Raw genomic sequence first — 21,267 nt, 5'->3', positions numbered from 1 at the left:
GCCCGGTGTCAGGGGCTCGGCACCCACATGTACTGGGGGGTCTGGCACACCTCGACGAAACCGAGTCGCTCGTACGTGGGCCGACCCATCTCGGACGCCATGAGGACCGCTTCGGTGCATCCGCGGCGTTGCGCGAGGTTCATCAGGGTGGCTGTGACGGCATACCCCAGGCCTTGTCGCCTGGCCGGCTCGACGGTGGCGATGTTGTAGACCCCTGCCGTCCGCCCGGTGACGAAGACCGACCCGGTGCTCACGGCCTCCCCACCGACCCGTGCGACGACGTGGAAGAGCACGTCGGGGCCGAAGTCGGCCAGTGCCAGTCGCAGCGGTTCGACGACGAAGTCGGGGAAGCCGAAACCGGAGGCCATCACGGCCACGAGCTCCTCGGTCACCGGGCTGAGCGAGATGTCGACACCCGCCCGCAGGCGTGCGTCGACCGGTCCGGCGAGCCGGACGTGCATGCCGGGCTCGGGGCGCGGGTCGATGCCCCGCTCGCGCAGCACGGCGTCCATCTCGGGCGTCATCGTCGACGGGGTCGCCCACCACAGGAAGGGCAGCCCTCGGGCCACGTAACCGTCCACGAGCTCGGCGGTGCGCCGCGCCTCCGAACCCGCAGCGAACCGTGCTCCGCAGATCGCGTTGAAGAGCGGGAACGCGAGATCGCGGGTGAACGCGACGACATCGTCGTCGGGGAGGGCCTCGACGTGCTCGGTGCCGGCCAGGAGCCGGAACTGGGCGATGAGGTTCTCCTCCACTGCGGTGACTCGTGGATCGCCGTGAGCGCTCACGGTCGCACCGTAGCCGGGGCGCGATGCGGTCCGCAGGGAAATGCGCGTCGCCCACGGGCTATGGTGGGGCCAGCGTCGTCGATCCAGGAACCCGGTGAGAATCCGGGACGGTCCCGCCACTGTGAGTCGCCACCCGTGAGGGAGGCGGTGAGTCAGGAACTGCCGGCAGCGCTTCTCTTTCCTTTCGACCGCGGGGCGTGGACACCCCGCCGAGGAGTTCCAGTGACGCGCATCGCGCTGCTCTCGACGTCTGACACCGACCTGCTGTGTGCCCGCGGGAGCGGTGCCGACTACCTGGTCGCCAACCCCTCCCGTCCCGGTCACACGTCCATGGCCGAGGCCATCGAGGCTGCCGACATCGTCGTGGCCCGCATCCTCGGCGGTCCCCAGGACCTCTGCGCGGGCTTCCGCCGGATCCGGAGCACGGGCACGCCGATGGTCGTGCTCGGCGGCGAGCAGACCCCGCACGCCGCCCTCATGGAGCTCTCGACGGTCGCGCCCGGCGTCGTCGCCGAGGCGCACCGCTACCTCGCCGAGGGCGGTGCCGCCAACCTCCGGGAGCTGCACGCCTTCCTCGGCGACACGCTCCTCATGACGGGGGAGGGTTTCGAGCCGCCCGTGGCCCTGCCGACATGGGGCGTGCTCGACCGCCCGGAGCCCGGGCCTGCGGTCGACGGCCACCCCCGTCCTCGAGTCGGGATCCTCTTCTACCGGGCCCAGTTCGCCGCCGAGAACACCGCCTACGTCCACGCCCTCGCCGACGCCGTCGACGCGGGCGGCGGTGTCGGCGTGCCGGTCCACGTCTCCTCGCTGCGCGACGCCCCCGCCGACCTGCTCGAGCACCTCACGGCATACGACGTCCTCGTGACGACGGTGCTCGCAGCGGGCGGCACCAAGCCGGGCACGGCGAGCGCCGGCGAGGACGACGAGGCGTGGGACGTGCAGGCGCTGGCCGCCCTCGACGTCCCGATCATCCAGGGCCTCTGCCTGACGTGGAGCCGCGACCAGTGGGACGCGAGCGACGACGGGATGAGCCCGCTCGACGTCGCGACGCAGGTCGCCGTGCCCGAGTTCGACGGCCGCATCATCGGAGGGGTCTTCTCCTTCAAGGAGACCGACGCCGACGGCCTGCCGCACTACGTGCCCGACCCCGAGCGCTGCGCGCGTCTCGCCACGCTCGCCGTCAACCACGCCCGCCTGCGCCACACCCCGCCGGCCGAGCGCAGGATCGCGATCGTCCTGTCGGCCTACCCGTCCAAGCACTCGCGCATCGGCAACGCCGTCGGTCTCGACACGCCGGTCTCGATCATCCGGCTGCTGCGGGCGATGCGCGACGCCGGCTACGACCTCGGCGAGCCGGGCGAGATCCCCGGCACCGGGCCGCTCGAGCCGGTCGACGGCGAGTCGCCCGACACGACCGCGGGCAACGCGCTCATCCACGCCCTCATCGAGGCTGGTGGCCAGGACGAGGACTGGCTGACGCAGGAGCAGCTGAGCGGCCAGCCGGTGCGCATCCCGGCTGCCCGCTACCGCGAGCACTTCGACGCCCTCCGGGCGGGGCTGCGCGACGCCGTCACGAAGCACTGGGGCGACGCGCCCGGCGAGGTCTTTGTCGACCGCCACGCGGACCCCGAGGGCGAGCTCGTCGCGGCGAGCATCCGAGCCGGCAACGTCGTCGTCCTCGTCCAGCCGCCGCGCGGCTTCGGCGAGAACCCCATCGCGATCTACCACGACCCCGACCTGCCGCCGACGCACCACTACCTCGCCGTCTACGACTGGCTCGCAAGGGAGTTCGGCGCTCACGCCGTCGTCCACATGGGCAAGCACGGCAACCTCGAGTGGCTGCCCGGCAAGAACCTCGCGCTCTCCGCGGCGTGCGGGCCCGACGCGACGATCGGGTCGATCCCGCTCGTCTACCCCTTCCTCGTCAACGACCCCGGAGAGGGCAGCCAGGCCAAGCGCCGCGCCCACGCGACGATCGTCGACCACCTCGTGCCCCCGATGGCCCGCGCCGAGTCCTACGGCGACATCGCCCGACTCGAGCAGCTGCTCGACGAGTACGGCAACGTCTCCGTCATGGACCCGGCCAAGGCGCCGGCCCTGCGCGCCGAGATCTGGACGCTCATCCAGTCCGCTCAGATGCACCACGACCTGGGCCTGACGGACCGGCCCGACGACGATGCCTTCGACGAGTTCGTCATGCACGTCGACGGCTGGCTCTGCGAGGTCAAGGACGTCCAGATCAGGGACGGGCTCCATGTTCTTGGCGAGGCCCCCACGGGGGAGGGCCTCGCCAACCTCGTGCTCGCGATCCTGCGGGCCAACCAGGTCTTCGCCGGTGCCGTGGGCGCGGTGCCGGGACTTCGGACGGCGCTCGGGGTGAGTGAGGGGCACTCCGAGCGCTCGTCCGTCGACGACGCCGAGGAGCAGGCGAGCGCACTCGTCGCCGCTCTCGCCGAGGCCGACTGGGACGAAGCCGCGGTGCCAGGCATCGTGCGCGACCGGCTGGGCGCCGACCCGCAGGTCGACACCGATGGCGTATGCCGTTCGCTGGCCTTCGCGTGCCGCGAGGTCGTCCCGCGCTTGCGGGCGACGACGGGCGAGATCGACGCGGTGCTCCATGCGCTCGACGGCGGCTACGTCCCGGCCGGGCCGTCGGGGTCGCCTCTGCGCGGCCTCGTCAACGTGCTGCCGACCGGCCGCAACTTCTACTCCGTCGACCCGAAGGCGATCCCGAGCCGACTCGCCTGGGAGACCGGACAGCGCCTCGCCGACGACCTGCTCGCCCGGCACCGAGCCGACACCGGCGAGTGGCCACGGTCGGTCGGTCTCTCGGTGTGGGGCACGTCGGCGATGCGCACGTCGGGCGACGACATCGCCGAGGTGCTGGCGCTCCTCGGCGTGCGCCCCCGGTGGGACGAGATGTCGCGCCGGGTCGTCGGGCTCGACGCCATCCCGCTCGCCGAGCTCGGCCGGCCGCGCATCGACGTCACGGTCCGCATCTCCGGCTTCTTCCGGGACGCCTTCCCGCACGTCATCACCATGCTCGACGACGCCGTGCAGCTCGTGGCCGACCTCGCCGAGTCCCCCGACGACAACTACCTCCGGGCCCACGTCGCCGGCGACCTCGCCGAGCACGGTGACGCCCGCCGCGCCACGACCCGGATCTTCGGCAGCAAGCCCGGCTCCTACGGCGCCGGCATCCTCCCGCTCATCGAGTCGGGCAACTGGCGCTCGGACGCCGACCTCGCGGAGGTCTACGCGACGTGGGGCGGCTTCGCGTACGGGCGCGAGCTGGACGGCATACCTGCTCGGGCCGACATGGAGCGCACCTACGCGCGGATGGACGTCGCCGCGAAGAACATCGACACGCGCGAGCACGACATCGCCGACAGCGACGACTACTTCCAGTACCACGGCGGCATGGTCGCGACGGTCCGCGCGCTCACCGGTCGCGAGCCCAAGGCGTACGTCGGCGACTCCACGACGCCGGACGCGGTGCGCACGCGCAGCCTCACGGAGGAGACGGCGCGCGTCTTCCGGGCGCGCGTCGTCAACCCGCGCTGGATCGCGGCGATGCGGCGGCACGGCTACAAGGGCGCCTTCGAGCTCGCGGCGACCGTCGACTACCTCTACGGCTTCGACGCGACGGCCGGTGTCGTGACGGACTGGATGTACGAGCAGCTCGCCCAGACCTACGTGCTCGACAAGGAGAACCGCGACTTCCTCCAGCACGCCAACCCGTGGGCGCTGCACGGCATGATCGAGCGGCTCCACGAGGCCGTCGACCGCGGCCTCTGGAAGGAGCCGGACCCCCGGCTGATGGCGGACCTCCAGCAGGTCTACCTCGACGTCGAGGGCGACCTCGAGGACTGAGCCGCGCGCTCGTCTCGTTGCGGGGACGCGGCGGCGCCCCGGGTCCTACCGTGGGGCATGGTCGGTCGATCGGGAGGTCGGGCGGTGCGTGGCCTCGCGGCAGCCGCAACCGTCGTCATGATGGCCGGGCTGGCCGGCTGTGGGGACGACGACAGTGGCGGTGGCGGCGGGGACGCCGCGACCGACCAGGCCTGCGAGCTGACCATGAGTGCCCTCGCCTCGGGGCTGCAGGAGTACTCGCGCACCCGCGCCGTCGGCGACTTCCTCTCCGTCATCGCCAAACCCGCCTCGGTCCCGTGCCGCAACGCGATCGCCAACCTCGCTTCCGGTCGCTCGGCGACGTTCGACGTGCTGCGCCCCAACGGGTCGGTCGAACCGCTCGACGTGTCGCCACAGGTGTTCGAGCCGGTCATCGGTAGGCCGGGTGGCGCGGACGTCAGGGCGTCGCGGTGTGCGGCGACGTTCGGGACGACCTGGCTCTACGACTCCTGCGTCCTCGGGCGGATCGACCCGCTCTGACGCACTGCCCTCGGGTCGTGGTTCGCCCCGGCCCGTCAGGTCTCAGAACTGCAGGCCGCGCATGTCGTGCTCGACGACGTCGACGTCGCCGCACCGCTTGCAGGTCAGGATCGTGCGACCCCTCAGCTTCATGCGCGTGTAGCGGTGGCCGAGGATGAGGCACTTGAGATTTCGCCGCGCCATCCTCCGAGTCTCCTCCGATCCCTTCGCCCCGGGACCGGATCGACCGGAACTAGCTGAGGATCCCGTGGCGCGCGTTCCAGCGCCTCGCGCCCGCAGCCGCGTCGACCATGCCCCACACCCAGAAGCCGAAGACGCCGACGATCCCGATGAGGACGATGACGAGCACGCAGCTGATGAGGTAGCCGATGAGGATCCCGACGCCCTTGGCCACGTCGCCGTTGATCATGCTGCCGAGGCCCGGCAGGAAGAACGACGCGAGCACGGAGAGCGCCGGGCTCTTCGGTGCCACCTGGGCGTAGTAGACCGAGGTGCCGACCATCCCGGGAGGGCCGGGGGAGGGCGTCGGCGGCGGCCAGCCGGCCTGTCCCCAGGGCGCGTCCGCCACACGGTGCGGCAGCCCGTGGGCGTCCGTCGCGGCCACCGGTGGGGCCATCGGGGGCCGGGTGTGCGCTGTCCACGCGCGCCCGTCCCAGTAGCGCTCGCCCTCACCGGCCGGGTACCAGCCGGGAGGAGCCGAAGGTCCTTCGTTCATGATCGAGCTCCTCCTCAGCCTCGTCGGCCTCGTCAATGTCCTGACCTCCAGAGCGTATGTCGGGACGCGGCCACGTCCGGACGTTTTCTCAGGGAGCGAAGGGCGTCAGGCAGAAGGGATGGCCGGCAGGGTCGAGCAGCACGCGCCAGCGGGCGTCGGGCTGCGGGTCCACGAGGCGCGCGCCCAGTCCGCGGGCGCGCTCGGTCTGGGCGTGGAGGTCGTCGGCGTCGACCGTGACGTCGAGGTGCACGATCGAGTGGTCTGGCCACGTCGGCTCGCGATGGTCCTCGACCCCCTGCGCGACGAGGACCAGGCCGCCCACGTCGACAGCCGACGCGTGGTCGTGCGACCAGAGCACCGTGCCGTCGAAGAGCTCCGCGTAGAAGGTCGCGAGCGCGGCATGGTCGGCGCAGTCGAGCGAGACGGCGCTGACGCGAAGAGGGGCTGGGTCGGCGGTCATGGTGCCTCCTCGTCGGCAGGCTCGGCCTCGGGCAGGACGGGCTGGTCGGTGGGGTAGAGGCCGACGGCGAGCCCGTAGACGGTGTCGCCGGAGCGCGGCAGTGCGGTGAACTCGCGCACGAGCCCCTCGACGCGGCGCCAGAACTCCGACGCGCTCTCCCTGGGGATCCGGACGTGCCGGAGCGTCGAGTAGAGCGTGTCGTCCTCGTGGGCCGGGACCGACTCGGCCGCGGCGACCGAGAGCCCGTTGACGCACACGGGGACCGTCGGGTCGCCGGGGTGGCGGGACACGCCGATGGTGATGGTGCGGCCGGTGCGACCGTAGAAGCGCTCGTCGATGGCGCGCACCCGTCGGGTCCGGACGACCCGCAGCATGCCGGCGTCGACGAGCACGCCGACGTGGTGCGCGACGGTGCTCCTGGGCCGGCCGACGGCGGCGGCCAGCTCGGCCACGGTGGCCGCCCGCTCGAGCACGAGGTCGAGGAGGGACGAGCGGAGCGGATCGGCGATGGCGCGCAGCTGGGCAGGCGTCGTCAGCTCCACCGCGTCGGGGAGCTCGTAGTCGGGAAGCGGGCTATTGATCGACATTGTTGGATCAGTCTAGATTGTTGGATCAACAGCAGGGAAACCATCGAGCACAGGAGCAAGCATGGCCGACGTCCTCCTCCTCCACCACGCCCAGGGCCAGACCCCGGGCTTCCTCGCCTTCGCCGACGCCCTCCGCGCCGCGGGCCACACGGTCCACACGCCCGACCTCTACGGCGGCGAGAGCTTCGCGACCCTCGACGAAGGGATGGCCAAGGCCCGCTCGATCGGCTTCGGCACCCTTCAGGAGCAGGGGGTCGCTGCGGCCGATGGTCTCCCCGACGACCTCGTCTGTGCCGGCTTCTCGCTCGGCGTCATGGCGGCGCAGCGGCTCGCCCAGACCCGGCCGGGCGCGCGCGGCGCCGTCCTGCTCGACTCGGCCATCCCGCTCGGCGAGTTCGCCCCCGACTGGCCCGCAGGCGTCCCCGTGCAGATCCACGGCGGCGAGGCCGACGAGTTCTTCATGGACGAGGGTGACGTCGACGCGGCCCGCGCCGTCGTCGCCGCCGCCGAGGACGGGGAGCTCTTCACGTATGCCGGGTGCGGGCACCTCTTCGCCGACGCGAGCACGACGGCCTACGACCCCGAGGCCGCCGCGCTCGTGCAGCAGCGCGTCCTCGACTTCCTCGCCCGGGTCTGAAGGTTCAGGCCGGGGCCTCTGGCCTCAAGGCCTCGCGGGTCAGGGAGTAGTAGATCTCGTCGGAGCGGGTGCCGTCCGGGTTGGGCAGACGGCCGCTGAGCCGGCCCTCGGCCCGGAAGCCCGCCTTGGCGGCCACCCGGCCCGAAGCCTCGTTGCCCACCTTGTGGCCGAGCTCGAGCCGGGCGAGCCCTGTCTCCTCGAGCGCCCACCGCGACACGAGTCGCAGGGCCCGGGTCGTGAACCCGCGCCCCCGGAAGGCCGGGAGCACGCCGTAGCCGATGAGCCCGGTGCCGGGCGGTCCCATCCGCAGGACGCCGATGACGCCCGCACCCTCACCGGAGGCGGCGTCGACGACGACGAATCGCGCCGCCCGCCCGCGGCGCCACTCGAGCGTGGCCGAGGCCGCCCGGCGGCGCGCCTCGTCGTCGGTCAGCGGCTGGCCCGCGAAGTCCCAGCGCAGCGACTCCTCGTTGTTGTGCTCGTCCCGCACCGTCTCCCAGTCGGCAGCGGTCATCGGCCGCAGCGTGACGACTCCGTCGGTCAGCGGCTCCGTCTGCGGGAAGGGGCTCGGGCGGGGGCCGGTGGGCGCGTCCGCCGGCGGCCGGAGCAGGTAGGTGTCCATGACCCAGCCGTGGCGCTCGCGGGCCTCGGCGCGCAGGCGCCGCACCTCGCCGACGACGTCGGCGAGACGTCCGTGCACGAGCAGCTCGTCGGGCGTGCCGAGGTAGGCACCCCACCAGAGCTCGAGGTCGGGGAAGGCGCCGGCGAGCTCGCCGCACGCGAGGTGCCCGTCGAGCATGACGACGACATCACCGAGCGAGGGGTCGTACTCGTCGAGCAGCCGTCGGCCGGTCGTGATGTGGATCGGCGCGCCGATCCGGTTGAGCGGGATGCGGTGCCGCGCGGCGAGCAGCTGCGGCGCGCTGATCCCGGCGATGACGTCGTGCTCGACGGTGAACCCCGTTGCGGCGTAGCGCTCGACGAGCGCGCCGACGACCCGGATCGTCGAGTCGTAGAAGGCCGGGTCGCCCCACACGAGGAAGCCGACCGTCGTCTCGCCGTCGTCGAGCCCGTCGATGACGTCGGCGTACGCGTCCACGCGGGCCGCGTGCCAGTCGCGCACCCCGCGGTCGTATGCCGTCGCGTCGCGTTCGGCGTCCGGCCCCCGTCGCGGGTCGGTGACCTCCACGACGCGGTAGGCGTGCTCGGCGGGGATGAGCGCGTCGCACACGGCCTGCCGGGCGGCGACGAGGTCGGACTTCGCGTCGCCCTTGTCGGCGACGAGGTAGACGTCGACGGTGGCCAGGGCGCGGGCCGCCTCGCCGGTCACGTGCCCCGGGTCGCCCATGCCGATCCCGATGACACGGATGTGCTCGATCATGGCGTGGCTCCCATCCGGGTGAAGGAGAGGAGGGCGTCGATGTCGACGTGCTCCTCGAGGGCGTCGGCGAGGGTGTCGAGCATCCGCTCGCGCCGCACCGCGAAGCCCGGGGCGTCGGCGTGGGGCTGCCACTCCGATCCTGCCGCGCGGGCGACCTGCGTGAGCCAGGCTCGACGGAAGTCGTCGCTCTCGAAGGCGCCGTGCCACATCGTGCCCCACACCCGGCCGACGGTCCAGCCGTCGAGGAAGCCCTGCGCTGCAGGCGATTCCACGGTCGCAGGGTGACCGTCGGGCAGCCTTCGCGCGATGCCGTGGTGGATCTCGTAGGCGGTGTCCACGGCGTGCTGGCCCCACCACCCCTCGGGCCGCGCGAGCACCTTCGACTCGCCGAACTCGACCCGCACGGGCAGGTGCCCGAGTCCGGGCACGACTCCGACGCGGCCCTCGACGTCGTCCTCGATCTCGTGCCCGAGCATCTGGTAGCCGCCGCACACGCCGAGAACCGGACGTCCGGCCGCGACGCGGCGGTCGACGACCTCGGCGAGTCCCCGTTCGCGCAGCCACTCGAGATCGCTTGCCGTCGAACGGGATCCGGGCAGGACGAGCAGGTCCGCAGCCTCGGCGACGGCCGGGTCGATCGTCACGAGGACGTCGACGCCGGGCTCGGCGGCGAGGGCGTCGACGTCGGTGGCGTTCGAGATGCGGGGGAGCCGGAGGACCGCCACCTTGAGCCGGTCGCGAGACGTCGCGGACAGGGCGGTCGAGGCCCGCCAGTGACCGACCTCGAGGGTGTCCTCGCTGTCTAGCCACACGTCGAGCAGCCACGGGATGACGCCGTGGAACGGCACGCCGGTGCGGTCCGTGATGGCCTCCAGCCCCGGCTCGAGCACCGACACGTCGCCGCGGAACTTGTTGATGACGAAGGACTTGAGCAGCGACCGGTCGTCCTCGTCGAGGAGCGCCCACGTGCCGTAGAGCGAGGCGAGGATGCCACCCCGGTCGATGTCACCGACGACGACGACCGGCAGGCCGAACTCGCGGGCCAGTCCCATGTTGACGTAGTCGCCCGAGCGGAGGTTGATCTCGGCGGGGGAGCCGGCGCCCTCGCACACGACGAGCTCGTACGCGTCGGCGAGCTCGCGGTAGGCCGCGAACGCGGCGTCGGCCAGGTGGGCGCGCCCGGCGGCATACTGCCCCGCCTCGAGCGTCCCGGCCGGTTCGCCCCGCACGACGATGAACGACCGGCGGTCGGTGCCCGGCTTGAGCAGCACGGGGTTCATCGCCGTGGTCGGCTCGACCCGGGCGGCGACGGCCTGGAGCCACTGCGCCCGGCCGATCTCACCGCCGTCGAGGCAGACCATCGAGTTGTTCGACATGTTCTGCGCCTTGAACGGGGCGACCCGCACGCCACGGCGCACGAGGGCGCGGCACAGTCCCGCGACGATGACGGACTTGCCGGCGTCGGACGACGTCCCGGCGACGAGGAGGCCGGAGGGAGCGGCGGGCGTGGGCACCCGACCATCCTGCCGGACGACCCCCCAACGCCACCCGACGGTCCTACGCTGCACCCATGCAGCTGCGCCCGGTCGACGACGCCAATCCGGTCCAACGCGCCCTGCGGTCCGCCGTCGCCTCCCGGCCGGGTGCGTGGGTCTCGAAGCGCGTGCTCCACCGGCTCGACCTGCTGGCCCACCGGCTCGCGCCCGGCCGGACGTTGCCGAGCCAGTGGCTCGCCGCCGTCCCCGTCGGGATGCTGACGACGACGGGTGCACGGTCCGGGCAGCCCCGCACCGTGCCGCTCATGCTCGCGCCGCTCGAGGACGGGTGGGGCGTCATCGCCTCCCGCTACGGCTCGGCGAGGCCGCCGGCGTGGTACTTCAACCTCCGTGCGCACCCGCAGGCCTCGCTCGAGGTCGACGGCGTCGTGCACCGGGTCAGGGCCGAGCAGGTCCAGGGGCCCGACAAGGAGCGCGTGCGCGAGGCGGCGCTCGAGTACTACCGCGGCTACACGGCCTACGAGGAACGTGCGGGTGGGCGCGACCTCGGCTTCTTCGTGCTGCACCCCGAGCGCGACTGAGCGCGCTCGGGGTGCAGGTGGGGCCGGTGGTTGTCAGGCCTACTCCGGGTCGCCGTCGGCGAGCAGGCGGTAGAGCTTGCGTCGGGTCTCCGTGAGGATCTCCGCCGCCTCCGCGCGCTGTTGGGAGGTGCCGGTCGTGACGACCTGCCACATCCCGCCCATGACCTGGCCGACGAGCGGCATGAGGTCGTTGGCACCGCCGGAGGGGCGGGGGGCGTCCTCCTCGGTCGACTCCTCGAAGGGCCGCCAGGTGGCGGCCATCTCCTCGGCGTTCTCCTCGACGTAGGCGCGACCCGCGTCGGTGAGGCGCAGCAGTCGCCGGCCCTCGACGTCGCGGCCCTCGACGAGGCCTTCGTCCTCGAGCTGCTGGACGGTCGGGTAGACCGAGCCGGGGCTCGGCTTCCATGCACCGTTCGTGCGCTCGGAGATCTGCTGGATGAGCTGGTAGCCGTTCATCTCGTCGCCCGCGAGGACGTCGAGGATGGCGGCGCGGACGTCGCCGCGCCGGGCGCGGGGTCCGCGGCGTCCGCCGAACTCGGGGCCGAAGCCGGGTCCGCCGAAGTGGCGGACGAGGTCGGCGACCCACGGGGGCGGGCCGGGGCGGCCACGGCCGCCGGGGCCGGGTCCTCCGGGACCGCCCCAGGGGCCACGGCCGGGTCCGAAGCCGGGGCCGTTGCCCTGGCCTCCCCAGCCGCCGCCCCAGTTGCCGTCCCAGCCGGACTCGCGTCGGTGGTGGTGGTGTCCGTGCATGGTGGTTCTCCTTCTACGAACGCGGCTCACGAACAGTCGCGATAGGTCGACGATATATCGCGACTGTTCGTGATGCAAGCAGCTGTCCAAGACGTCCGCGGGTGGGTAAGGGCGGGGCGGGTGCGAGAGTCCCCGCAGTGCGAGCCCGCGGCTTCCGCCGTATCCAGCCCTCTACGACATTCGCTAGATGTCTGGATACGGACGAATCGGCAGGTCAGCGGCACGGGAAAAACTCGCACTTCATTGAGGTACGGCGCAGGTTTCGTTAGCGTTCAACGACGGGGGCATGCGAATCGCCCGTGAGGAGGACTTGACGTGGCGAGCACACAGGGGAGCGGCTCGGCGTCCCACACCGATGTGGACGCCCGACGAGCCAACGCGATCGCGAGGAGATCCATGAGCAACGTCCCGGCCGTTCCGCTGGGCGAGAAGCGCACCGTCCGCATCCAGTGGGCGCCGTCCGCGGCTCCTCGGATCCGCAAGGAGCTCGTCGAGGACCTCCTGGCCCGTGAGGTCTCGCCGCAGGTCATCGACGAGGCCGAGATCGTCGTCAGCGAGCTCGTCGCCAACGCCATCCGCCACGCAAAACCCCTCTCCGACGGTGCGATCCGGATTCACTGGAAGGTCAAGAACAACGTCGTCGAGGTCGAGGTCTCCGACGGCGGCGGTCCGACCGCACCACGCCCCGCGCCCCCGACGATGTGGGCCCCGGGCGGCCGCGGTCTGCGCATCGTCCGCTCCCTCGCCCACGAGTGGGGCGTCATCGAGGAGCCCCACGGCCGCACCGTCTGGGCCTCGCTCGGCGGTCCCTCGCGCCGCCGCTCGCACTGAGCCTCGGGCAACCCGCGTCGTGTCCCTTCCCGACCCGGCGCTCGTCGTCCTCGTCGGCGCCTCCGGCTCGGGCAAGTCGACGTGGGCGGCCTCGCGCTACCGCGACGCCGAGGTCGTCTCGTCCGACGCGCTGCGCGCCGTCGTCGGCAGTGGTGAGCACGACCTCGACGCCTCGGCCGATGCCTTCGCGCTGCTCGAGCAGGTTGTCGCCGCCCGCCTCGGTCGCCGACTCACGACCGTCGTCGACACGCTCGGCACCGACGCCATCCGGCGCGGCGCGTGGAGGGACGCCGCTCGGGCCGTGGGACTCCCGGCCGTCGCGGTCGTCCTCGACACCCCTGCGGGCGTATGCCGTGCGCGCAACGCGGCCCGCGACCGCCCGGTCCCGGCCCGCGTCCTCACGAGCCAGCTCGCGTCGGTCGCAGCCACGGTCGACCTGCTCGATGCCGAGGGCTGGCAGGTCGTGCGGGTCGCCGTGGACCAGTCGTCCACCGACGGGCCCGCGCTCGAGCCTGCCCGTCCTCCAGCATCGGCCGGGGCACCGCCGGGCCTGCGCGGCGTCGTGCTCCAGCTCTCGCGCTTCCCGGCCGAGGGTGACCTGCTCGTCTGGCTTCGCGACATGGCCGCAGCGGCCGAGGAGGCCGGGCTCGCCGGCCTCGCCCTCATGGACCACCTCATCCAGATCCCTCAGGTCGGCCGCGCGTGGGACCCGATCCCGGAGCCGTGGGTGACCCTCGGCGCCCTCGCCGCCTCGACGACCCGACTCCAGCTCGGCACCCTCGTCACGCCCGTCACCTTCAGGGCCCCGGGCATCACGGCCAAGGCGGTGGCGACACTGTCGGCGCTGACGGGTGGGAGGGCGTTCGTCGGTGTCGGCGCGGGCTGGTGGGAGCGCGAGCACGCGGCATACGGCCTCGGGTTCCCTTCTGCGCGAGCGCGACTCGACGCGCTGGAACTGGGCATCGAGACGATGAAGGCCCTCTGGGCACCCGGCACCAAACCGTATGCCGGACAGCGGATCTCGCTGCCCGAGACGACGTCGTACCCCAGGCCGGTCGGCGAGATCCCGGTCATCGTGGGCGGCGGCGGCGACCGGACGCTGCGCATCGCGGCCCGGCTCGGCGACGGCTGCAACGTGCCCTCCGACGAGGTCGGTCTCGCCAAGGTGGTGCGCTACCTCGCGCTCGTGGGGCAGGCCGGTCGGGACCCGGCATCGGTCCACGCGACGGTGCTCGACCTGCCGCTCGTCGGCCGGGACCGCGACGACGTCTGGGCCCGTGTCGAGCGACACCGGGGTCGCACGGCCGCCGCGACCTTCGCTGCGCGACACCACGCCGGCACGGCGGCGGAGCACGCGCCCCGTCTCGCGGGCCTCGCCGACCTCGGGGTCACCACCGCGTTCGTCGCTCCGGTCGGGCTCGACGGGCCCGACGACGTGCTGGCCCTCGCCCCGCTCGCGACCGCGTTCGGCTGACCCCGCCCCGGCCACTAGGGTGGCGCGCATGGGTAAGGCATCACGTCGACCGCGCAGCGAGCGCGCAGACCGTTCCGCACGTCCGCTTCCGGCCCCGTTCGTGGCGCGCCCCTTCGAGGGCCTTCCCAACGAGACCGACTGGGTCGCGATGCGCGAGATCGTCCCGGCCGCGACCGCCACGGTGCGCTTCGCAAAGGGCCAGGCGCCCGAGGACGCACCCGACGAGGTGACGATCGCGACCGTGCTCCCCCTCGCCTGGCCGGGCCTGCACCGCGAGAACGGCGAGGTGCTCGTCGGCATCCAGTCCGGCAACGCGAGCGGCGACACGAGCCGCGACATCGCCCAGGCGATCGCGCTCGCGTCCGTCGCCGAGGCCGGATCGCCCGTGACGACGCTGCCGGTCTCGATGGCCGACACCCCGCGCCTGCAGGACATCCTCGACACCGAGGCGGCCTTCGAGATGGAGCTGCACGAGGGCTTCGACTTCTGGGTTGCCGACGCCGATCTCGACGCCGACGGCAAGGAGTCGCTCGACCGCGCCAACGAGTCGGCCATCCCGACGGTCAAGCTCGACGCCGCGCCGTCCGCCTTCTGGTGCCGCATCGGCGAGCGCACCTACGTGCGTTGGGTGCTGCCGTTCGACGAGGACACCGCGACCGGCGCCCTGGCCCGCCTCCACGCCGCCGGCGAGAGCCACCTCGGCGAGGACGGCCGCCTGCTCGGCTGCTTCCGCTCGAGCGGGCTGCTCATCCCGGTGTGGGAGGTCGACCCCGGTTCAGCCGCCGCCGACTTCGAGGACGCCGTCGCGGCCATGAAGACGAAGATCGACGCCGCGGCCGCCTCGACCGAGCCGCTCAATGCGGCCGAGCGCGGCGCGAAGGCCGGGCTGACCAACCGCCAGGTCACCCTGCGCTGAGGAGACGCGCGACGATGACGACCCCACCGCTGTCCGTCGCCGTCGTCATCCCGGCCAAGGACGAGTCCGCTCGGATCGCCGAGACCATCCGGGGCGTGCGCACGATCCCCGGCGTGTCCGCGGTGGTCGTCGTCGACGACGGGTCGACCGACGGCACCGCCGTGATCGCCGCCCGCGAGGGGGCCGAGGTCGTGCGCCACGGGCGCAACCACGGCAAGGCCGACGCGATGATGAGCGGCCTCGGCCGCGTGTCCGGGCTGCGCCGAGTCGGGCGCCTCGACGCCGGCACGTCGGTCCTCTTCGTCGACGCCGACCTCGAGGCGTCGGCCCAGGCCGTCGGTGCCCTCGTCGGACCCGTCGCCCGCGGCGAGGCCGACCTCACGATCGCCACCCTGCCCGAGCAGAAGGGCAGCGCAGGCGGACACGGCCTCGTCGTCGGCCTGGCCCGGCGCGGCATCGAGGAGCTCACCGGCTGGTCGCCGAAGCAGCCGTTGTCGGGCATGCGCTGCCTCTCGCCGGCGGCGATCGCCGCGGCCACGCCCTTCGCCCGCGGGTGGGGCGTCGAGGTGGGCATGACCGTCGACGTGCTCGACGCCGGCCTGACCATCCTCGAGGTGCCGTGCGACCTCCAGCACCGGGTCACCGGCACCGACTGGCGCGCGCAGGTGCACCGGGCCGGTCAGTACCGCGACGTCGCGCTCGCCCTCGGCGTCCGCCGGCTGCGTCGCCGCCTCGGCCCCGGCTGACCCGGCCCGTTCAGGGGCGCGCGGTCGCTCGCGCGGCGTCGAGGTCGGCGCGGGTCAGCACGGACCGGGTCTCGAGCCCCAGCTCGTGGAGGCGGTTGGCCCCCGGCTCGCTGCGGTCGATGGTGCACACGACGACCTCGACGGTGGCGCCCTGCCCACGGAGCGCGACCGTCGCGTCCCGGGCGGCGCCGCCCGTCGTGACGATGTCCTCGACGAGGGTGATCCGTCGACCGTCCACGTCGGCGCCCTCGGCGAGCCGGCGCGTGCCGTACGCCTTGGGTGCCTTGCGGACGAAGAGCGCCGGCAGGCCGGTGAGGCTGCTCATCATCGTCGCGATCGGCACGCCGCCGAGCTCGAGACCGCCCAGCAGGTCGGTGTCGGCCGGCACGAGGGGCACCATGGCCGCGGCCACCCGACGCAGCAGCAGCGGGTCGGACTCGAAGAGGTACTTGTCGAAGTACTCCGACACGACGGCGCCGGACCGGACGACGAACTCGCCCTCGAGGCGGCAGACCCGGTCGATGTCACGGGCCAGCGCGGCCAGCTCGGCCGGCTCGGCGTGCACGTCGGGCTGCTCGCCCATGGGGTCGCTCCTCAGATGTGGTGGCGGTCGCGGCGCCGGCGCACGGGGGCGTTGCGCGCCTCGATGGACAGGAAGTGCATGACCGCCGACACGACGAGCGGCACGGTGAAGATCGCCGCGACGGGTGGGATCGCCGCGCCCGAGTCGTTGGTGAGGAAGCCGATGACGGCCATGACGATGACCGAGAGCAGGCCGCGTCGCATGAGCGGGGCCTCCTCGAGCAGGCGGCGGAGCGGCTCGGTCCCGAGGATGCCGGGGCGCAGCACGATCATGACGACGACCACCATGAGGGCGACGACGACGAGGAGCAGCACCGGCAGGTGCACGGCGAGGGAGACGTTGGCCCACAGCTTGCGCGACATGACGTCCCAGGCACCGCCGTCGATGACGGTCTGGAGGAAGCGCCCCGGGTGCGAGCGCTCGGACTCAGGCCGGCGCCAGTCGAGGTAGCAGACGAGCCCGACGACGAGGCCCGCGACGAGCAGGACGATCGACACGTTGCGCACCGACGTGCGCCAGCCCATGACGCCCATGAGGAGGAAGCCGAGGGCCGGCACGAGCGCGATCGGCCCACCGAAGTCGGCACCCCAGGCGGGGAGCACGTCGACGGCCAGCGCCACGCCCCCGATGACGACGACCGCGAAGACGGCGAGCCGCGGGGAGTCCCGCCTGACGAGCGCGTGCGCGATGGCGGCGCACAGCAGCAGGACGGCGGCGGCATACAACGCGAAGGCGACGTTGCCCATGCCGTAGAAGCGGCCTCCGACGAGCGGCTGGAGTCCGAAGATCGACGAGATCTGCAGGTGTGAGCCCGTCAGCAGGTCGATGCCGATGACGCCCGCCGTGATGGCCGACATCGCAGCCAGCGGGCCGAGGGCCGAGCTGCTCCACGGGCCCTGGAGGCACGCGAGGGTCAGCACGGAGCTGATCGCGAGGACGAGGACGAGGAGCACCGCCACGAGCACGACGGTGTTCGTCGACCAGCGCCACCACGGGACGAGGTTGGCCAGGAAGGTCGCGGCGGGCATCGCGGCCGAGACGAGCCCGACGAGGCGCACGAGGCGCAGGACGCGCGCCCGCGTGAAGCGGCGGTTCCACGGTCGGGCCCGGCGCATCACGAGCCACAGCACGAGCATCGCCAGGGCCGTGCCCACGAGCCAGATGAGCAGGAACGGCGCGACGACGTCGTGCATCGCGTCGGCCTTGGTGTCGATGTCGGTGAGCACCGTCAGCTTGGCCGCGGCCGTCGACTCGCTGTTGTTGGCCGACGGCACGACGCTGAGCGCCCGGCCGCCGATGGCGGCCTGCGGCTCCACGCCGCCGCGCTGGAGGATCGTGGCCGTGATGTCCGAGAGCTGCGCGATCCCGACCATGCGCGTCGAGGCCGATGCGAGCAGGCCCGGGGCGTAGTGCGGTCCGCTCGCCGTCAGCAGCCGCAGACGCTCCTGCTGGTCACGGTCGGCCAGCCCGGCGACGACGAGGTCGGCGCCGTTGGGCATGGCGTCCATGACGAGCTCGATCCGGCGCTCGATGCCGTTGATCTGCTCGAGGTGCCGCGTCGGGTTGGGGTCGGTCGAGCTGATGCCGCCGACGTCGACGATGCTGACCGGGCACTGCGCCAGGTCGGACACGAGGGTCGTCGCCTGGAAGGGGGAGTACTTCGCGACCTTGCCGTCCCCCGTCGCGGCGGCGAGGCCGGCGCCCGGGCCGACGGCCTGGATGCACGTCTTGGCCGCCGCGAAGCTGTCGCCGAGCAGGCCGAGCTGTGCCCGGAACTCCGCCTCGCGCGACGCCGCCGCGAGCGCGTCGAAGCCGATGACGCGGTAGCCGGTCGTCGCGTCACCCGCGACGGGCGGCAGTGGCGTGCACTGCGGGCGGGACTCGGTCGTGTCCGGGCCGGCAGCCTCACCGGCCGAGACCGTGGCCCAGCCGTCGGTCGGGCACGTCGTCAGCCGCAGGCTCTTGACCGACACCGACGCGGCCGAGCCGTCACGGAGCAGGCCCCAGAGGATCGGCGTGTCCTCGGCCGAGACGTCGTCCCACGAGAGGCCTCCGAGCCCCACGACGACGAGCGACTCGCCCGGTTTCGGCTGCGAGGTGGGCGGCACGGGGACGGTGGTGCGCTTGACGTACGCGAGCGTGAGCGCAGCCACCATCACCAGGAGCAGGACGACGAGCGTCTTGACGGGGTGGCGGCGGATCACGGGGGACAGACTACAAACCGAGCCTGTCCGTGGAGGGCGAGGTCACGGGCTGGAATCGGAAGGCCACGGGCGACCGGCGCGGCTACCCTTGCCGATCGTGGACGCCTCGACGCTGACGACCCTGGCCATCGCCGCCGTCGTCGTCGCGCTGCTCGCCCTCGCGCTCGCCGTCCGGGCCCAGCTGCAGCTCTCCAGGGTCCGGCGCGACTTCGCTGCCCTGGACGACGGCGGCCAGACCGACATCGCGCGCGTGGCCGCCACCCAGAACCACCGCATCGACCGGCTCACGGCCGAGCTGACCCGCCTGCGCGAGCACGTGGCGAGCGCCGAGGACGACGTGCGCCAGAGCCTGCGCAACGTCGCCGTCGTGCGCTACGACGCCTTCGGTGACATGGGCGGGCGGCTGTCCTTCTCGGCCGCCATCGTCGACGACCTCGGGGACGGCATCGTGATCAGCTCGATCCACGCCCGCGGCGAGTCCCGCACGTATGCCAAGGGCATCGTCGGCGGGAAGTCGAGCATCACCCTGACCCCCGAGGAGCAGCAGGCGCTCGCCTCGGCGACCCGCCTGCCCGACCGGACGAAGGACGCGTCGTGACGCCGCCCCGCACGCCAGACCAGCTGCACCGCTTCGGCTACCTCGGGCCGCGTGGCACCTTCACCCAGATGGCGCTCGACGCCTGGGACGCCGCCGAGGGCCGCGACCACCTGCCGTTCGGCTCGGTCGACGCGGCGCTCTCGGCGCTCCGGACCGGTGACATCGACGCCGCCATGGTCCCGATCGAGAACTCCGTCGAGGGAGGCGTGTCCGCGACCCTCGACTCGCTGGCGACGGGGGAGCCGCTCGTCGTCATCGGCGAGGTGCTCGTCCCGATCACGTTCGTCCTCTGCGCCCGGCCGGGTGTGCCGCTCGACACGGTCCGCACGGTCGGCACCCACTCGCACGCCTGGGCCCAGGTGCGCGGCTGGATGGGGCAGCACCTTCCCGAGGCGGAGTACGTCCCGACCCTGTCGACGGCCGCGAGCGCCGCCGCGCTCGGGCAGCCGGGCGACGTCATGTTCGACGCCGGCGTCTGCGCGCCCGCCGCGGCCCGCAACGAGGGGCTCGAGATCCTCGCCGAGGACATCGGCGACAACGCGTCGGCCGTCACGCGCTTCGTCCTCGTCGCGCGGCCCGGCACGCTGCCCGAGCCGACCGGCGCCGACAAGACGACGGTCGTGCTCTTCCAGCGCGACGACCACGCGGGTGGCCTGCTCGAGCTGCTCGAGCAGTTCGCCGTCCGCGGCGTCAACATGACCCGCCTCGAGTCACGGCCCACGGGCGAGGCCATGGGCTCGTACTGCTTCTCCATCGACTTCGAGGGCCACGTCCTCGACGCGCGCGTCGGCGAGACCCTCATGGGCCTGCGGCGGGTGTGTGCCGAGGTGCGGTTCCTCGGGTCCTACCCGCGGGCCGACGGGGGTCGTCCCGACGCACGGCCCGGCACGTCCGACGACGACTTCGATCGCGCGAGGACCTGGCTCGACGACCTGCGCGCCTGACCGGCCCTCCTCGGACGGTCCGGCCGACTCGGCCTCAGCCGATCGTCGCGCCCATCTTGAGCAGGAAGAGCGTCTCGTCGCCGACGACGCCGTCGTCCCCGATGCGGTTGGCCTGCTGGAAGCGCTTGACGACCTTCTTCGTCTCGGAGCCGAAGTCCCCGTCGACGGTGATCGTGCCGCCCGCGGCCCGCAGCGCCCGCTGGAGCGTCACGACGTCGGCGCCCTTCGAGCCGACCTTGAGCGTGCCGTCGCCGAGGGAGCGCGAGATGAACAGCACCCACATGCCGGCGTCGATGCGGCCCGGCTTGGGCGCCGGCCCCTCGAAGGTCGACTCGACCTTCGTCACGGCCGCGCGGGTCTGGGCGCCGTAGACGCCGTCGACCGCGACCGGGCCGTAGTCGGCGTCGTTGAGGAAGCACTGGAGCGACCGCACCGCCGGTGCCGTCGCGCCGGGCTCGAGCACGGGGTATGCCGGCAGCGTGCGCTCGCACGCCCCCGCGACGCTCCCCGGGTCGGTCGGCGTCGGGGCCGGTGTCGTCGGCGTCGCGCTGGGCGTGGCCGACGGGCGCGGGGTGGGCTTCGTCGGGGTGAGCGGGTCGGCCGTCACCGTCGGGATCGGCTCGGTGGGGCCGGGCTGGACGGTGCCCGTCGCCGTGGCCGTGACCGTAGGCGACTCGACGGCTGACGTCGTCTGCGGTGTCGTGCCGCTGCACGCCGTCAACGTCAGGCCGAGCACGACCACCGCTGCAGCAGAGGCGATCCCGCCCCATCGATCGTGAGTGTTCCGAACGCCTGCCATGCCCTGCACCCTGACTCCCCTGAGCTCACGTCGCGCGGTCCCGACGTCCGCGCACGTTCGAGAAGTATGCGCCGCCGGGAGTGAGCGCGCGAGCGCGACGCGCGGCGACGGCATACGCGGGCCCTGCCCGTCCGAGGTACGCCCTGCGCCCGAGGGCAGGGGAGGGGGCGCCGGTGCTGCCAGGCCCGGCGCCCCACGGACGGGACCGCCCCCTGGAAGTCCCGAACCCCTGTGCAGGTCACCGGGCCTGCTGCCCCTCCGCAGCGCCCCGTTGCAGCCCGGTGACCGTTCCCCCTGACCACCCAGAGTCGTCCCGTCCGGGCTTGATACGTCTCCGGACGAAAAAGTTCGGAAGGCCCGATGTATCAGGAAAACGCGTACG

21 protein-coding genes and 1 riboswitch are annotated in these 21,267 nt (G+C 73.0%); of the genes, 10 read left to right on the top strand and 11 right to left on the bottom strand.

The window, feature by feature from the left end; genetic code table 11:
* Positions 1-8 precede the first annotated feature (8 nt).
* Positions 9-788, bottom strand: coding sequence for a GNAT family N-acetyltransferase (locus ASH01_RS09870; protein ID WP_156415516.1), 780 nt, complete (start codon positions 786-788; stop codon positions 9-11).
* A 36-nt stretch (positions 789-824) separates the two neighbouring features.
* Positions 825-967, top strand: a riboswitch (cobalamin riboswitch).
* Between the two features lie 43 nt (positions 968-1,010).
* Here ASH01_RS09870 and cobN point away from each other — a divergent pair.
* Positions 1,011-4,664, top strand: a complete 3,654-nt coding sequence (gene cobN, locus ASH01_RS09865) for a cobaltochelatase subunit CobN (protein WP_056774852.1) — start codon at positions 1,011-1,013, stop codon at positions 4,662-4,664.
* A gap of 57 nt (positions 4,665-4,721) precedes the next feature.
* Positions 4,722-5,183 (top strand): hypothetical protein, encoded by a 462-nt coding sequence (locus tag ASH01_RS09860; protein ID WP_156415515.1) that lies wholly within the window; start codon positions 4,722-4,724, stop codon positions 5,181-5,183.
* A gap of 42 nt (positions 5,184-5,225) precedes the next feature.
* Here the strand turns inward: ASH01_RS09860 and ASH01_RS22945 are convergent, their stop codons facing one another.
* The 4 genes from ASH01_RS22945 to ASH01_RS09845 all read right to left on the bottom strand — a co-directional run bounded on the left by ASH01_RS22945 (position 5,226) and on the right by ASH01_RS09845 (position 6,945).
* Positions 5,226-5,366 carry a hypothetical protein gene (locus ASH01_RS22945; RefSeq protein ID WP_156415514.1) on the bottom strand — a complete coding sequence of 47 codons (141 nt, stop codon included), beginning with the start codon at positions 5,364-5,366 and terminating at the stop codon, positions 5,226-5,228.
* Between the two features lie 49 nt (positions 5,367-5,415).
* The gene (locus tag ASH01_RS22465; RefSeq protein ID WP_082619639.1) at positions 5,416-5,898 is read right to left on the bottom strand and encodes a DUF2510 domain-containing protein; all 483 of its coding nucleotides are present in this window, start codon (positions 5,896-5,898) and stop codon (positions 5,416-5,418) included.
* Between the two features lie 88 nt (positions 5,899-5,986).
* Positions 5,987-6,358: a VOC family protein gene (locus tag ASH01_RS09850; RefSeq protein ID WP_056774842.1), complete on the bottom strand. Its 372-nt coding sequence runs from the start codon at positions 6,356-6,358 to the stop codon at positions 5,987-5,989.
* Positions 6,355-6,945, bottom strand: coding sequence for a helix-turn-helix domain-containing protein (locus ASH01_RS09845; protein ID WP_056774838.1), 591 nt, complete (start codon positions 6,943-6,945; stop codon positions 6,355-6,357). Before ASH01_RS09845 ends, ASH01_RS09850 begins: the two co-directional genes overlap by 4 nt.
* Before the next feature lie 61 nt (positions 6,946-7,006).
* Here ASH01_RS09845 and ASH01_RS09840 point away from each other — a divergent pair, with 61 nt between their 5' ends.
* A complete protein-coding gene (locus ASH01_RS09840) occupies positions 7,007-7,582 on the top strand; it encodes a dienelactone hydrolase family protein (RefSeq protein WP_056774835.1) in 576 nt (191 codons plus the stop codon).
* Between the two features lie 4 nt (positions 7,583-7,586).
* On the opposite strand, the gene cobF is transcribed toward ASH01_RS09840, so the two are convergent.
* Positions 7,587-8,963: a precorrin-6A synthase (deacetylating) gene (gene cobF / locus ASH01_RS23615; RefSeq protein WP_162263873.1), complete on the bottom strand. Its 1,377-nt coding sequence runs from the start codon at positions 8,961-8,963 to the stop codon at positions 7,587-7,589.
* Entirely contained in the window at positions 8,960-10,477 is a 1,518-nt protein-coding gene (locus ASH01_RS09830) for a cobyric acid synthase (RefSeq protein ID WP_056774833.1), read from the bottom strand. The genes cobF and ASH01_RS09830 overlap by 4 nt, the downstream gene beginning before the upstream one ends.
* 56 nt (positions 10,478-10,533) lie before the next feature.
* Between ASH01_RS09830 and ASH01_RS09825 the strand changes: the two genes are divergently transcribed.
* The gene (locus ASH01_RS09825) at positions 10,534-11,040 is read left to right on the top strand and encodes a nitroreductase family deazaflavin-dependent oxidoreductase (RefSeq protein ID WP_056774830.1); all 507 of its coding nucleotides are present in this window, start codon (positions 10,534-10,536) and stop codon (positions 11,038-11,040) included.
* 39 nt (positions 11,041-11,079) lie between these two features.
* On the opposite strand, the gene ASH01_RS09820 is transcribed toward ASH01_RS09825, so the two are convergent.
* A complete protein-coding gene (locus tag ASH01_RS09820; RefSeq protein WP_056774827.1) occupies positions 11,080-11,790 on the bottom strand; it encodes a PadR family transcriptional regulator in 711 nt (236 codons plus the stop codon).
* A gap of 396 nt (positions 11,791-12,186) precedes the next feature.
* On the opposite strand from ASH01_RS09820, the gene ASH01_RS09815 reads away from it, so the two are divergent.
* Genes ASH01_RS09815 through ASH01_RS09800 form a run of 4 tightly spaced genes read left to right on the top strand, consistent with a single transcriptional unit; the run spans position 12,187 to position 15,757 of the window.
* Positions 12,187-12,621, top strand: coding sequence for an ATP-binding protein (locus tag ASH01_RS09815; protein WP_056774825.1), 435 nt, complete (start codon positions 12,187-12,189; stop codon positions 12,619-12,621).
* A gap of 19 nt (positions 12,622-12,640) precedes the next feature.
* Positions 12,641-14,095, top strand: coding sequence for an LLM class flavin-dependent oxidoreductase (locus ASH01_RS09810; RefSeq protein ID WP_056774822.1), 1,455 nt, complete (start codon positions 12,641-12,643; stop codon positions 14,093-14,095).
* A 28-nt stretch (positions 14,096-14,123) separates the two neighbouring features.
* Positions 14,124-15,011, top strand: coding sequence for a DUF5926 family protein (locus tag ASH01_RS09805; protein ID WP_056774819.1), 888 nt, complete (start codon positions 14,124-14,126; stop codon positions 15,009-15,011).
* 14 nt (positions 15,012-15,025) lie between these two features.
* Positions 15,026-15,757: a glycosyltransferase family 2 protein gene (locus ASH01_RS09800; RefSeq protein ID WP_056774817.1), complete on the top strand. Its 732-nt coding sequence runs from the start codon at positions 15,026-15,028 to the stop codon at positions 15,755-15,757.
* Between the two features lie 10 nt (positions 15,758-15,767).
* Here ASH01_RS09800 and ASH01_RS09795 read toward each other — a convergent pair whose 3' ends face one another.
* Positions 15,768-16,340, bottom strand: a complete 573-nt coding sequence (locus ASH01_RS09795; RefSeq protein ID WP_056774813.1) for an orotate phosphoribosyltransferase — start codon at positions 16,338-16,340, stop codon at positions 15,768-15,770.
* Between the two features lie 11 nt (positions 16,341-16,351).
* On the bottom strand, positions 16,352-18,544 hold the full coding sequence (locus tag ASH01_RS09790; RefSeq protein ID WP_056774810.1) for a hypothetical protein: 2,193 nt from the start codon (positions 18,542-18,544) through the stop codon (positions 16,352-16,354).
* Positions 18,545-18,641: 97 nt separating this feature from the next.
* On the opposite strand from ASH01_RS09790, the gene ASH01_RS09785 reads away from it, so the two are divergent.
* Both ASH01_RS09785 and pheA read left to right on the top strand, forming a co-directional pair.
* The gene (locus ASH01_RS09785) at positions 18,642-19,142 is read left to right on the top strand and encodes a DUF4446 family protein (protein ID WP_056774809.1); all 501 of its coding nucleotides are present in this window, start codon (positions 18,642-18,644) and stop codon (positions 19,140-19,142) included.
* Entirely contained in the window at positions 19,139-20,086 is a 948-nt protein-coding gene (gene pheA, locus ASH01_RS09780; protein WP_369793489.1) for a prephenate dehydratase, read from the top strand. The genes ASH01_RS09785 and pheA overlap by 4 nt, the downstream gene beginning before the upstream one ends.
* A gap of 34 nt (positions 20,087-20,120) precedes the next feature.
* Here the strand turns inward: pheA and ASH01_RS09775 are convergent, their stop codons facing one another.
* Positions 20,121-20,885: a peptidoglycan-binding domain-containing protein gene (locus ASH01_RS09775; RefSeq protein ID WP_156415513.1), complete on the bottom strand. Its 765-nt coding sequence runs from the start codon at positions 20,883-20,885 to the stop codon at positions 20,121-20,123.
* Positions 20,886-21,267 lie beyond the last annotated feature (382 nt).

Source organism: Terrabacter sp. Soil811, from assembly GCF_001429655.1.
Taxonomy (GTDB): domain Bacteria; phylum Actinomycetota; class Actinomycetes; order Actinomycetales; family Dermatophilaceae; genus Terrabacter.
This window is presented reverse-complemented; position numbering and strand designations above follow the sequence as displayed.